Here is a 12,716-nt window from a genome sequence, read left to right as displayed (position 1 = left end):
TTCCTGCCAGGAGAGCGATAATCCGTCGCACTGGAAATATGCCGCTTTGCGGCTCATTGCTGTAGCATTATGCCCCAAGTCGACGTGGAGCCCGTGCCGGGGATGATCGGCTGAACCGGGAGCTGGCCAACGTGGGACGACGCCGGCCCGCGCAGCAGCCGGTGTCGTGGACTCGAGTGTCGAGTGTGGAGCTCGGTCTTTCTCCTGTGTACGGTGGCCTCATGCGCAACGACACTCGCGATGAACAGTCTCACGGACGACGCGCGCTCTCACGCGCCATCCCCTGGCTCCCGGGCGCCCTTGGACGCGGCTCGCTGGCGCTCGGCCTCGTCCTGCTCGGCTGCGGGGGTGATGACGGCAGCGGCGACCCCACCGGGTCCACCACGAGCACGGGCAGCGCGACGCAGGCGACGACGGGCACCGGGGGCGGCGATGCGGGCAGCGGCGGTGACGTGGGCAGCGGCGGAAGCGGCGGCGGCGGGGCGGGCGGCAGCGAGCCTGCCGCGCCGTCCATCGTCATCGACGGTGAGGCGCACACGCTCACCTGGGCCGACGAGTTCGGCGGCGAGCTCGGCGCAGGCCAACCGAGGTCGCCGATCGACGACGGCTCCTGGAGCAAGGAAAACCTCGGCGTCAACTTCGAGCAACAGGCCTACACGAACCGCGAGTGTACCGACCACCCCGACACCTGGAACTACTGTGTTGAAGACGGCAAGCTCACCCTCCTCGCGCGGGAAGAGCCCCTCGACTGCGTCGTCTGGAAGACGTGCGCGAGCCCCGCTGACTGCGACGCGAACGGGACCTGCATGGATGGCTATTGCCTGAGCGACCAGAATCAGAACGGCGTGTGGGACCACGACGAGTGCGCTCCGCACACCGGCATCGCCAACCCGCCCGCCAACGGGATGGCGTACACGTCCGGCCGCCTCAGCACGGACGAGAAGGTCGAGCTCCGGTATGGCTACCTCGAGTTCCGGGCGCGCATGCCGTTCGCCGAGCTCGCGGCGGGGGACGCCCCGCCGAGCGGCATGTGGCCCGCGATCTGGCTGCTCGGCGCGAACGCCGCCATCAAGGGAGGCGGCGTGGAGGACAGCGTCGGCTGGCCGATGAACGGCGAGATCGACGTGATGGAGTACACCCAGATCAAGGAGAACCCCGCCCTGTACCCCGACAACGGGGCGATGGGCTATAACGCGCTCTGGCGCGAGCGGCCCGAGGCGGGGGAGCTGGCGGCGAACCCCGGCGGCTGGGAGCCGAACGCCTGCAGCGCGTGGCCCAACGGCGGCGACGCGAAGTGCGACGCCGACGCCGGCGGGGCGCGGTCGACCTGGGACGGCGTGACGATCGACTACCACGCGTGGCACACGTGGGGTTTCCTCTGGGACGAGGACGGGTTCGCGATCTACATCGACGACCTGCCGCAGGACGGCGGGACCCCCGTCGGCGTGTTCAGCATCGGAGAGGGCGCGACCGAGTACCGCCAGCCCATGTACCTCATCATGAACCTCGCCGTCGGCGGCGAGCTCGGCTGCCTCGGCTGGAAGGACCGCGCGTGCTCCTCCGCCGCGGACTGCGCGAACGGCGCCGCGTGCGTGGATGGTAAGTGCGACGAGACCCCGTCGTCGTGCATCGACGTCGACTGGGCGACCCAGGGCGACCTGGCCAGGCTCGAGGTCGACTACGTCCGCTGGTATCACCGCGCGTCGGGGTACCCCAGGCTCCCGTCGGCCGCCTGCCAGGACGGCGACGGCGACGGCGCGCCCGACAACATCCTCAAGAACTGCGGGTTCAACGAGGACTTCACGTCGCACCGCAGCGACATCTTCTTCGAGGGCGGCGGCGGAGTCACCGAGATCATCGACGAGGGCGGCGACCACGGGTACGCGCAGTGGGTGCGCATCGATAACGGCGGCGCGCAGCCGTGGCACGTCCAGGTCCGGCAGGAGGGCTTCCCGCTGGAGGCCGGCACGGAGTACGCGTGGCACGTGGACCTCAAGGCGAGCGCGCCCCGCGTCGTGCCCATCAAGATCGTGCTGGCCCAGGATCCCTGGACGACCATCGCTGCGTTCGACTGCGACGTCGGGACGGCGTGGTCGACCTGCAGCCCCCCGCGCTTCACCCCCGAGAGCGCCGGCACCTACAAGCTCGAGATCGACCTCGGGAACGACGGCGCAGCCACCCATGACGGCACCGAGGTGCTCCTCGATGACATCTACCTCGGCACGGCGGACCGCGCCTGCCAGCCCGATTGTACCGGCGCGTCGTGCGGCGGCGACGGGTGCGGCGGCGCGTGCGGCGCGTGCGGCGCGGGCCTCCGCTGCGCCGCCTGGGGACAGTGCGCCGCGGGCGCGGATTGACCGCTTGCCTCCGGGGGCCATTCCGACGCGCATCGCTGCTCGCCGGCCTGCTCCACAGCGCCGCCTCACCTGGGCGACCGGGCGCGCGGCAGGGCGGGGGGCGGCGGGGCTTCACGGGGAGGCGAGCGAGGCGGCGACGCCGAGCGAGAGGTGCGTGCGGGGGTGCCATCGGGTGGCGGCGCGAAAGCGGCGGGGATCGCCGACGAGCCACGGGGGCTCGTCGGGGCGCGGCGGCCGGGCGCCGAAGGCGAGGAGCGACTCCGGCGCGCCGAGCTGGCGCGCGACCTCGAGGCAGACCTCGCGCACGCTGGTGGGACGCCCCGAGCAGACGTTGTAGGCCGCGCCGAGCTCGAGCCCCGCGGTCGTCGCGCCGAGGAGCAGCGCCTCCACCACGTCGTCCACGAAGGTGAGATCGCGGCGCTGCGTGCCGGGGGTGAGGTCGACGCGCTCCCGCGCGCGGAGCCGGGCCGCGAGGTACGGGACGAGGCGGTGGGGCGCCTCGCCAGGGCCGTAGACGCCGAAGAGGCGGAGCGTCACGAGCGGCACCGACAGCGCGCGCGCCACGGCGCGCCCGTAGTCGTGGGCAGCGGCCTTGGCGGCGCCGTAGAGGTCCGACGGGGCGCGCGGCGCGCCTTCGTCGACGAGCTGCCCCTCGGGGACGGCGCCGTACTCCGAGCAGGACCCCGTGAAGACGACCCGCGCCCCGCCCCAGCCGGCGGCGGCCTCCAGCGTCGCGACGAGGGCGCCGACGTTGCCCTCCAGGAGCGCGCGCGGCGCGCGCTCGCGCGGGTTCACCCCGGCCGACGCGAGGTGGAAGACCGCGTCCGGCGGCTCGTCGCCGGCCGCGTCGAGGAGCGCGTCGCGCGTCAGGCGCTCGATCGGGCGCTGCACGAGGCGCTGGCCCGGTGAGAGGCGCGAGAGGCGCGCCCAGCCCGAAGGCCGCGCGGGCGCCGTCGCGACGACGGCGCACCCGTCGGCGAGGAGCCGCCGGACGAGCGCCGAGCCGATGAACCCGGTCGCGCCCGTGACGACCGCCCTGCCGAGCCTCACGCGAGCCCCGCGGCGAGCCGGAGCTGCTCCTCGACGAGAGGTCGCGCGCGCCCGCGATCCTCGAGGTACCGCGCGTACCAGGCGCTCGTGAGCTGGATGGCGCGGTCGGTGTCGAGGAGCGGGCGCCAGCCGAGCCGGGACCGCGCTTTGCTGCAGTCGAGCCGCAGCGTGCCCGCCTCGTGGACCTGCTCGCCGTCCGGCGGCTCCGCGAGCTCGAGCGAGCCCTGGCCGAGCTCGCGGACGATGGCCTCCGCGAGGCGGTGCACCGTTCGCGGCTCGGCGTCGTCCGGGCCGAAGTTCCAGGCGCCGCTGTACCGCGCCGGATCGTCCCAGAGCCGGCGCGCGAGCAGGAGGTACCCCGAGAGCGGATCGAGGACGTGTTGCCAGGGGCGCACGGCGCGCGGGTGCCGGATGCGCACGGCCTTGCCCTCGACGACGCTGCGGACGATGTCCGGCACGATGCGGTCCTCCGCCCAGTCGCCCCCGCCGATGACGTTCCCGGCGCGCGCGGTCGCGAGCGCCACCTCGCGCCCGTAGAACGATTGCCGGTAGGCCGCCGCGACGAGCTCGGCGCAGGCCTTGCTCGCGCTGTACGTGTCGTGGCCGCCGAGGGCGTCGGTCTCGCGGTAGCCCCAGACCCACTCGTTGTTCTCGTAACACTTGTCCGTGGTCACCACGAGGACGACCCGCACCGACGGGAGGCGCCGCGCCGCCTCGAGCACGTGCGCCGTCCCGAGCACGTTCGTCGCGAAGGTCTCCACCGGCCGCGCGTACGACCTCCGGACGAGCGCCTGCGCCGCGAGGTGCAGCACGATCTCCGGCCGCGCCTCGGTCATCGCGCGCGCGAGGCGCCCCTCGTCGCAGATGTCGCCGAACGTCGAGGTCACCCCGTCGTCGATCCGCGCGTCGGCGAAGAGGCTCGGTGCGCCCTCCGGCGGCAGGGAGTACCCGGTGACCTGCGCGCCGAGGAGGCGCAGCCAGGCGGTGAGCCAGGAGCCCTTGAACCCCGTGTGCCCGGTGACGAACACGCGGCGACCCGCGTAGAAATCGAGGTGATCGCTCACGACCAGACCCTCCAGGGCGCGCGCCCCTCGTCCCAGAGCCGCTCGAGGAGGCGCTTGTCGCGCAGGGTGTCCATCGGCTGCCAGAAGCCCTCGTGCTGGTAGGCCATGAGCTGCCTTTCGCCGGCCAGCCGCTCGAGGGGCTCGCGCTCGAGCGGCGTTGTGTCGTCGACGTCGAGGTAGTCGAGGGCGGCGGGCTCGAAGACGAAGAACCCCCCGTTGATCCACCCCGCCTCGGCCTGCGGCTTCTCGGCGAACGCGGCGACCTCGCTGCCCCGGAGATCGAGGACGCCGAAGCGGGCCGGCGGGCGGACGGCGGTGACCGTCGCGAGCTTGCCGTGGGCGCGGTGGAACGCGACGAGCTTCGCGATGTCGATGTCGCCGACCCCGTCGCCATAGGTGACCATGAACGGCTCCCGCCCGATCACGCGGTTCAGCCGGCGGATGCGCCCGCCCGTCTGCGTGTGGAGCCCCGTGTCGATGAGCGTCACGCGCCAGCTCGGGCAATGGACGCCCAGCGCGTCGACCTCGCCGCTCCGGAGGTTCACCGTGAAGTCCGCGCGGCGCGTGCGGAGCCCCGCGAACCAGTCCTTGATGAAGTCGCCCTTGTAGCCGCAAGCCACGACGAAATCGTCGAAGCCGTGCGCGGCGTACATCTGCATGATGTGCCAGAGGATCGGCTGGCCCCCGATCTCGACCATCGGCTTCGGCCTGTCGACGGTCTCTTCACTGAGGCGGGTCCCCAGCCCGCCGGCGAGCAACACGGTCTTCATCGCTGTACCTCCTGTGCGTGGTGGGTCTGTGCCGCGAGCGCGCGGCGCACCGCGCCGGCGACCGCGGGGTCCCCGGCGAAGGCCCACGAGAGCGGCTCGTGGGTCACGGTCGCGTCGCTCGCGACGTGGAAGAACAGGAGCGCCTTCACCGCGGGGTGGCGCTCCGCGAGGCCGGTCAGGGCCTCCTCGTACCAGCGCGCGCGGTCCCCGCCGGCGGCCAGCGTGCCGAGCTCGGCGATCATCATCGGCTTGCCGAGCGGCGCGAGGCGCTCGTAGTGGCGCGCGAAGAGCTCCTGGAACGAGGTCCACCTGGACCAGCGGACGGCGGTCCCGTAGTTGAGGACGCCCGTCCCGACCCAGTCGACCCACGCGCTTCCCGGGTAGTACTCCCAGTAGCTCTCGTACGAGACGCTCGGCGCCCAGACCCAGAGGACGTTCGTCGCGCCGGCGGCGCGGAAGCGCCCGACGACGTGCCGCCACGCGCGGATGAACTCCTGCGGGCTCGGGTTGTTCACCGGCCCCCAGGGGTAGCGGTAACCGTCGTTCATCTCGTGCGCGAAGCGGAGGAGGATCGGGTGCCCGAACTCGGCGGCCGCCTTCGCCCAGCCGTCGACGTAGAAGTCGTACTTGCCGTCGGCGATGTCGGTGAGGCCGCCGTGGTCCCGCGTCGCCGCCGCACGGAACGACGAGCCCAGGTGCTGGAACCCGCTGAGCCAGGGCTCCCACGTGATGACCGGCACCGAGCCCACGGCCCAGATGGCCCGCGCGGCCCGGCTCGGGAACTGCTGGTCCGCGCCGTCGCCCCAGGCCGCGTAGATCTGCGTGAGGAGGAGCGTCTGGCCCACCGCCTCCTCGAGCGCGAGGTACCCGCCGACGTCGCGCGGCAGCCCGCCGTCGTGCGCGCCGTGGAGCAGGCGCGTCGGGGCGCGCAGGTCGGTGAGCTTCCGCGACGCGAGCTCCGTGGACAGGCGGGCGAGCCGCGCGTCGCGCTCCGGGCGGGCGGTCCAGGAGAGATCCGCCGTGGCCACGGCCGCGCTCGCCGTGCCGAAGAGCGACGCGAGGTAGGACTCGGCGGGCCCGCGCCCGTACGTCGAGAAGAGCACGCCGAGGGCGGCCCCGGTCGTGGCGGCAGCCGTCAATGCGACGCGGTGTGAGCGCTTCATGGTCATCCTCCGGTGGCGGTCGTGGCCGTCGTGGTGATCGTCGTGGTCGTGGCTGCGGGCGCGGGGAGGCGCTCCCAGGGGTCGATCGGCGCGCGCCCGCCGCGCCGCGCCGCCCAGGCGATCGCCACGAGCATCGACGCGGCCCCGAGCGCGCCGAAGGAGAGCATCGCCCAGTAGGACTCCGCGTCGCTCCAGCGCTCGGCGAGCCGGCGCGCGGAGGTCCGGTGCCAGAGGCTCGCGCCCGTCGTGACGAGGAACGAGAGGACGACGAGGAGGTGCGGCCACGCGAGCGGAAGGAGCCGACCGCCGAGCCCGCGCTTGGGCGTGGGCACGTAGCGCACGAGGCGCTTCACGACCGCCAGGACCACCCCGAGCGTGCAGACGGGGAAGGCGGCGAGCTTGAGGAGCAGGGCGCGCCAGTGGAGGCCGCCCTCCGTGGCGCGGTCGCAGAACCACCGCTGTCCGTGGACGTGGAGCGCGACCGCCGCGGCGACGACGGGGGCGCCCGCGGCGACGAACCCCGCCGGATCCACGTGCATGGGCCAGACGCCGCCCCAGAGCGCGACGACCGGCAGGACGAGGTACGTCAGCGTGGCGGGGCCGGTGAGGTAGTACGTGCCGATGGCCACGTAGGCGAGCCGCTGGCGCGCGCTCAGCCGGAAGAAGCGCGGCACGACCTCGGCGAAGAGCGCGTCGACCGCGCCGGTCGCCCACTTGAGCTGCTGGGCGAAGTACCCGCCGAGGTCGTCGGGCACGAGCCCGCGGCTGACGATCTCCGGGACGTAGACCGACGTCCATCCGGCCGCGTGCAGCCGGATGGACGTCATGAGGTCCTCCGCGAGCCCCACGGCGTGCCCGCCGATGGACGCGAGCGCGGCGCGGCGGAAGGTGCAGTTGGCGCCGATGGCGACCGCGCAGCCGAGCCCGTGGAGGCCGAGCTGCATCGGCCCGTAGAACCCGTAGGTCTGCTCGGCCGCGCCGCGGGCGATCGGGGAGTCGGCCTGGTTGTAGTAGCCCTGCGAGACCTGCACGAAGCCCACGCGCGGGTCGTCGAAGTGCCCGAGCACGCGGTCGAGGAACTCCGGGAACGGCAGGTGGTCCGGATCGAGGACCAGGACGAAGTCCTCCGTGGTCCGCAGGAGGGCCGCGTTGATCTTGCCGGCCTTGGCGCCCGGGACGCCGGTCGCGTCGAGCCACACCGCGCCGTGGCGCTCGGCGAGCGCGCGGAAGCGCGGGTCGCCCGTGCCGTCGAGGAGGTACGTGCGGTGCGGGTAGCGAACGCGGGCGAGCGCCGCGAGCGTCGCCTCGAACATCGCGAGCGGCTCGCCCGGCGCGGCCGTGGTGAAGATCGCGACGGAGAGCCCTTCGGGCGCGGGGCGGTGCTCGACAGGGCCCACCGCGAGGTACCCGATCCAGGCGAGGACGATGCGGCTGATGCCGTACCAGACCGTGACCGACAGCGCGACGAAGGCCGCGAGGTGGCCGACGTGGCGCTCCTGGAACCAGAAGCTCGCGAAGCCGGCGACCCCCACGAGCCCGAAGGCCACGATCGCCCGGACGATCACGCGATCGACGAGCCGCACGGGCGCGGCCGACGACCACCGGAACAGCTCCGGCTCAAAGAGGGAGCTCGAGACGAAGCGTCGCGTCATGGAACCGGTAGTGGCGCTGGTGGTTGTGGTGGTAGGCGACGCTCAGACGGACGGCGCCCAGATCGAGCGACGCCCCTGCGCGGACGTCGATGTGGCGGGTGTCGACGCGCGACCTGACGCCCCAGGCGAGCGCGGTCGGATCGAGCTCGCTCCCCTGCACGGCGACGTCGCCGCTCGCGTCGACGCGGAGCTTGCCGAGCGAGAGCGCCGCGACGACGATCGGTCCGTGGCGGCGCGCGCCGAGGGGGGTGAAATACGGCGCGTAGGTCTCCTCGGTGAGGGACCAGCGCGAGCGCGAGGTGTCGGCCCAGGCCGCCCCCCACCCGGCCTTCAGGCTCAGCGCGCCGCGCACGAGCGGCGCCACGGCCCAGCCGTGGGCCGTGAGGCCGTCGTTGCCGTCGGAGTACCAGCGGCCCTCGCCGCGGAGCTCTCCGCTCCAGCCCTTCCAGTCGACGACGGCGAGCGAGCCGCCCGCCGCGCCGAGGAAGACGTGGTCGCGGATCGCCGCGTGGCCGTCGAGGAGCTCCTCGCGGCGCGCCGAGGCGCGGATCCGCAGCGGCGAGAGCCACCGCGCCTCGATGTCGCCGCTCCCCGACACCTGCGCGCTGCCGTCCTCCCAGACCCGCGCCATCCCCGTCGCGCTGACGTCGAGGTCCGCCCGCGCCGGGCGGAAGAGGAGCCCCACGAGCCCGCCCGCCGCACAGGCCGGCGTCGCACGGCCGGGGAGCTCCGTCCCGCGCGGGGCGGCGGGATCCACGACGGGGCCTGCGCCGCCGCCCGGGCCGGGGCCCCTGCCGCCGCTGCCGCGAGCCGGCGCGGGCTCGGCATCGGCCGTCGCGGTGGCGGTCGTCGCGCCGCCCTCGTGCAGCGCGCGCGGGTACCAGAGACCGAGCGCGCGGAGCCGCAGCTCCAGGCTCGCGATCGGCCAGAACGACAGCCCGGCGGTCTGCGACCAGCGATCGAGCGGCTGCGTGTCGAAGAAGGCGCGGGTCTCGAGCTCGAGGCGCGGGGCGAGCGCCGCGTCGAGCTGGCCGCGGAGGATCGCGGCGTCGCGCGCCGCCTCGCTCTGCGCGGGGACCTGCGCGAGGGCGGCCTCCGCCGCGGCGTGATCGGCGACGGCGAGCCGCTCCTGCGCCTCGGCGACGTGACGCCACGCTCCGGGGAGCGGGCGCGGCGTGGCGCCGGCGGCGCCCGCGAGGGCGGCCGTGACGACGAAGCACGGAATGAAGGAAGCGATGTGCATGGCAAGCCAGGGGGGACGGCGCGTCCCGGTCGACCCCAAGGGACCGCCTCCGCCCCGGGACGGCTCACCGGAATGCGCGGAGACGCGGCGATGATGCGCGAGCCGTTTCGGCCCCCCGCCGGTCCTCTGTTCGGCTCCCTGCCGGTCCTCTGTTCGGCCCCCTGCCGGTCCTCTGGACGACGCGTGAGCCGTTTCGGGCCCCTGCCGGTCCTTTGATGGAGAGCCGTGCCCACCCGCATCGAACCCGCCCTGCTCCGGCGCGCCGAGCCCCGGCCCGGCGACGTCGTGGAACCCTGCCGAGGAGACCGCCATGGCTAGCGGATCCCGCTCGACGCTGCCGCACCCCGCGAGCCGCGCCGGCGCCGCGCCGGGCGGCGGGCAGCTCGTCGCGCTGCCGGTGGAGCGCGACGACGCCGAGCTCCTCCGGCGGCTCCGGCGCGGGGACCCCTGGGCCAAGGCGGTCCTCTTCGAGCGCTACGGCGCCCTCGTCGAGCGCATCGCGCGCCGCATCCTCGGGACCGAGCGGCACACGACCTTCGCCGACGTCGTCCACGACGCCTTCGTGTCCGCCTACGCGAGCGTCCACCAGCTGAGCGACGCGGCGGCGCTGACCTCGTGGATGAGGTCCGTCGCCGTGCACACGGCGTGCAAGAGCATCCGCCACCACAAGGCCCGGCGCTGGCTGCGCTTCTTCTCGCCCGAAGACGTCCCCGAGCCCCCTGCGCGCGGCGCCGACGCCGAGCTCCGGGAGGCCCACGATCGGACCTACCGGCTGCTCGAGTCCTTCCCGACGGACGAGCGCGTCGCCTTCGCGCTGCGCTACATCGAGGGGATGGAGCTCACCGAGGCGGCGGCCGCCAGCGGCGTGTCGCTGGCGACGATCAAGCGGCGGATCGCCCGGGCCGAGGCGCGCTTCGTGAGCGCTGCCCAGCGAGACCCCGTGCTCGCGACCTGGATCGAGGAGAGCACGCGATGGACCCCGTGACACGACGCATCGAGCCCCTCGGGGCCGAGGTGGCCCGCACCTCCGATCGGCGCGCCAGGCCGGCCGAGACGCTCGCGGCGGCGCGCGCGCGGCTCTTCGCCGCCGAGGCCGAGGCCCCGCCGCGCCGGGCGCGCCCCGCCGTCTTGGCCGCGGCGGCCGCCGCGCTGCTGCTCGCGGCGGGCGGCGCCGCGCTCCTCGGCTCGTCGTGGGCGCCCCCGCGCGGGCTCGAGCTCGCCGCGTCGAGCGCCGCCCCCGGGGGCGCGCCGGCGCCGGGCGCGGGCGCGCGGGTCGAGGCGCGCGACGCGCCCCTCGCCTTCACCTTCGCCGAGGGGACCACCGTGCGGCTCGACGCGGCGTCCGCGCTCCAGGTCCTCGCGACCGACGCGCGCGGCGCGGAGCTGCGCGTGGAGCGGGGCGGCGTGGACTTCCACGTCGTCCACCGGAGCGACACGCGCTGGGTCGTCCACGCCGGGCCCTACGCGGTGCGCGTGACCGGGACGCGCTTCGAGGCGCGCTGGTCCCCCGAGGCGCGGCGCTTCACGCTCGCGCTCGCCGAGGGGAGCGTCGAGGTGACGGGCCCGGAGCTCGGGACAGCGCGGCTCTCCGCGGGCGATCGGCTCGACCTCACCGCGCCGGGCGCGCCCGCGGCGAGCGGCGCCGCCGCTGCCCCCCCGGCAGGCGCGCCCGCGGCGGCCGCGCCGCCGCCGGAGGAGGATCGCGCCGCGCGCCCGCCGGCGGCCGGCGCGACGGACGCCGCGCCGCGCTGGCAATCCCTGGCGAGCGCGGGGCGCCACGAGGAGGCGCTCGCGGTTGTCGAGCGGCTGGGGCTCGACGCCGTGCTCGCGCGGGCCGCGCCCGACGAGCTCCGGCTCCTCGCCGACGCCGCCCGCTACGCGGGGCGCCCGCTCGCCGCGCGCGCCGCGCTCCTCGCGCTGCGCAAGCGGCACGGCGCGCGCGGCGACTCGGCGTTCCTCCTCGGCAAGCTCGCCGCCGATCAGCTCGACGATCCCGCCGACGCCCTCGGCTGGTTCGACACCTACCTCCGCGAGGCGCCGGGCGGCGCGCTGCGCGAGCAAGCGCTCGGGCGGAGCCTCGAGCTCCAGCGGCGGCAGGATCGGGAGGTCGCGCGCCGCGCGGCGCTCCGGTACCTCGCCGAGTACCCCCACGGCGCCTACGCGCCCCTCGCGCGGTCGCTCGCGGATGCGCGCTGAGCTCGACCCCGCGCGCCGCGCTGCGCGCGCCTGCCTCCACCTCGCGGCGGTGCTCGGCGCGCTGCCGGGCCTCCTCGGCGCCGCGCCGCCGCCGGCTGCGGCGGCGGGAGCCCCGGCCAGCGCCGGCGCGCCGGCGCGGGCCACGGTGGCGCTCTCCGGCGACCCGGCGGACGCGACGTTCCAGCGGATCCGCGACGAGCTCCGCGCGCTCGACGTGCGCATCACCACGGGCGGCCCCGGGGACGCCGACGCGCGCGTCGTCGTCGCCCGCAGGCGCGCGACGATCGCCCTCGCCGCGCGGCACGGGGGCGGCGAGCTCGAGGTCGCGGTGCGCCGCGGCGAGGGCCCCGAGGTCCTCGCCCTGGCCGCCGTCGAGCTGCTCCGCGCCCGCCTCCTGCACCGCGACGCCCCCATCCCTCCTCCGACCGGCGGCGCCGCCGCTGACGGCGAGGACCGCCCGCCCTCGACGTCGAGCCCCACGAGCGGCCGCCCCGCGGCCCCGGCGCCCTCCGAGGCGACGACCTCCCCCGCGCCCCCCGCCGTCCGCGCGCCCGCGTCGAGCTCCACCGCACCCTCCCAGCGCACCGGCGGCGGCGCGCGCCTCGTCGCCTCGGTCGGCCCCACGCTGCTCTTCGCCCTGGGCGACGTCCCCGCGACGCCGGCGCTCTCGATCGGCGCGTCCGCGATGTTCCGCGGCTGGTACATCGCGGCGGGCGGCACCACGACGCTCGGCGGCACGTCCTGGAGCGTTCCCGGCGGGTGGATCGAGCACGATGTCTGGCTCATCGGCGCCACGGCGGGCGGCTCGCTCTCCTTCGCGAGCGGCCACGGGCTCGCGACGCTCGGGGCCGGCGCGGCCGCGCTGCACCTCTCTTACAAGCCGCTCCTGGCGTCGCCGGTGTTCGACGGCGCCTCCGGCGCGGCGTGGGCGGCCGTCCCGCACCTCGAGGCGGCGGTGCGCTGGTTCATCCACGAACACGTGGGCTTTCGGATTGGCGGCCTCGCCGGCGCCGCGCTCCCTGGCGTCGACATACCGTATCCCGAGCGCAACGCCGGCAGCACGGGCCCCGCCGACGCCACGCCCTACGGCCGCCCGCTCCTCGCCGTCTCTCTTTCGATGGAGGCGCGCCTCTGATCGCCCGGTCTCGATCCGCCGTACATCGGCGATAGCGCGGCGCGCCGCACCCGCGCGCGGCGCAAACGCCCGAGCTCGGGCGTAGG

Annotated in this window: 10 protein-coding genes; 4 read left to right on the top strand and 6 right to left on the bottom strand. The window is 75.3% G+C overall.

All coding sequences use genetic code 11. From position 1 onward, the window contains the following. Positions 1–221: 221 nt before the first annotated feature. Positions 222–2,357 carry a carbohydrate binding domain-containing protein gene (locus tag WMF24_RS21815; RefSeq protein ID WP_437738359.1) on the top strand — a complete coding sequence of 712 codons (2,136 nt, stop codon included), beginning with the start codon at positions 222–224 and terminating at the stop codon, positions 2,355–2,357. Between the two features lie 111 nt (positions 2,358–2,468). Here the strand turns inward: WMF24_RS21815 and WMF24_RS21810 are convergent, their stop codons facing one another. The 6 genes from WMF24_RS21810 to WMF24_RS21785 are packed head-to-tail and all read right to left on the bottom strand — an operon-like array spanning position 2,469 to position 9,299. Continuing rightward, positions 2,469–3,407 (bottom strand): NAD-dependent epimerase/dehydratase family protein, encoded by a 939-nt coding sequence (locus WMF24_RS21810; RefSeq protein ID WP_437738358.1) that lies wholly within the window; start codon positions 3,405–3,407, stop codon positions 2,469–2,471. Continuing rightward, positions 3,404–4,471: a CDP-glucose 4,6-dehydratase gene (gene rfbG, locus WMF24_RS21805; RefSeq protein WP_437738357.1), complete on the bottom strand. Its 1,068-nt coding sequence runs from the start codon at positions 4,469–4,471 to the stop codon at positions 3,404–3,406. The genes WMF24_RS21810 and rfbG overlap by 4 nt, the downstream gene beginning before the upstream one ends. Beyond that, entirely contained in the window at positions 4,468–5,241 is a 774-nt protein-coding gene (gene rfbF, locus WMF24_RS21800; RefSeq protein ID WP_437738356.1) for a glucose-1-phosphate cytidylyltransferase, read from the bottom strand. Before rfbF ends, rfbG begins: the two co-directional genes overlap by 4 nt. Next, the gene (locus WMF24_RS21795) at positions 5,238–6,404 is read right to left on the bottom strand and encodes a glycoside hydrolase family 26 protein (protein ID WP_437738355.1); all 1,167 of its coding nucleotides are present in this window, start codon (positions 6,402–6,404) and stop codon (positions 5,238–5,240) included. Before WMF24_RS21795 ends, rfbF begins: the two co-directional genes overlap by 4 nt. Positions 6,405–6,406: 2 nt before the next feature. Then, a complete protein-coding gene (locus tag WMF24_RS21790; RefSeq protein WP_437738354.1) occupies positions 6,407–8,056 on the bottom strand; it encodes a glycosyltransferase family 2 protein in 1,650 nt (549 codons plus the stop codon). Continuing rightward, positions 8,022–9,299 (bottom strand): hypothetical protein, encoded by a 1,278-nt coding sequence (locus WMF24_RS21785; protein WP_437738353.1) that lies wholly within the window; start codon positions 9,297–9,299, stop codon positions 8,022–8,024. The genes WMF24_RS21790 and WMF24_RS21785 overlap by 35 nt, the downstream gene beginning before the upstream one ends. Positions 9,300–9,609: 310 nt before the next feature. Here WMF24_RS21785 and WMF24_RS21780 point away from each other — a divergent pair, with 310 nt between their 5' ends. Genes WMF24_RS21780 through WMF24_RS21770 form a run of 3 tightly spaced genes read left to right on the top strand, consistent with a single transcriptional unit; the run spans position 9,610 to position 12,630 of the window. Next, a complete protein-coding gene (locus WMF24_RS21780; protein ID WP_437738352.1) occupies positions 9,610–10,284 on the top strand; it encodes an RNA polymerase sigma factor in 675 nt (224 codons plus the stop codon). After that, positions 10,272–11,495, top strand: a complete 1,224-nt coding sequence (locus WMF24_RS21775) for a FecR domain-containing protein (protein WP_437738351.1) — start codon at positions 10,272–10,274, stop codon at positions 11,493–11,495. Before WMF24_RS21780 ends, WMF24_RS21775 begins: the two co-directional genes overlap by 13 nt. Further along, positions 11,485–12,630, top strand: coding sequence for a hypothetical protein (locus WMF24_RS21770; protein WP_437738350.1), 1,146 nt, complete (start codon positions 11,485–11,487; stop codon positions 12,628–12,630). Before WMF24_RS21775 ends, WMF24_RS21770 begins: the two co-directional genes overlap by 11 nt. Positions 12,631–12,716 lie beyond the last annotated feature (86 nt).

It is taken from the genome of Sorangium sp. So ce1335 (genome assembly GCF_051521615.1).
GTDB lineage: Bacteria > Myxococcota_A > Polyangia > Polyangiales > Polyangiaceae > Sorangium.
This window is presented reverse-complemented; position numbering and strand designations above follow the sequence as displayed.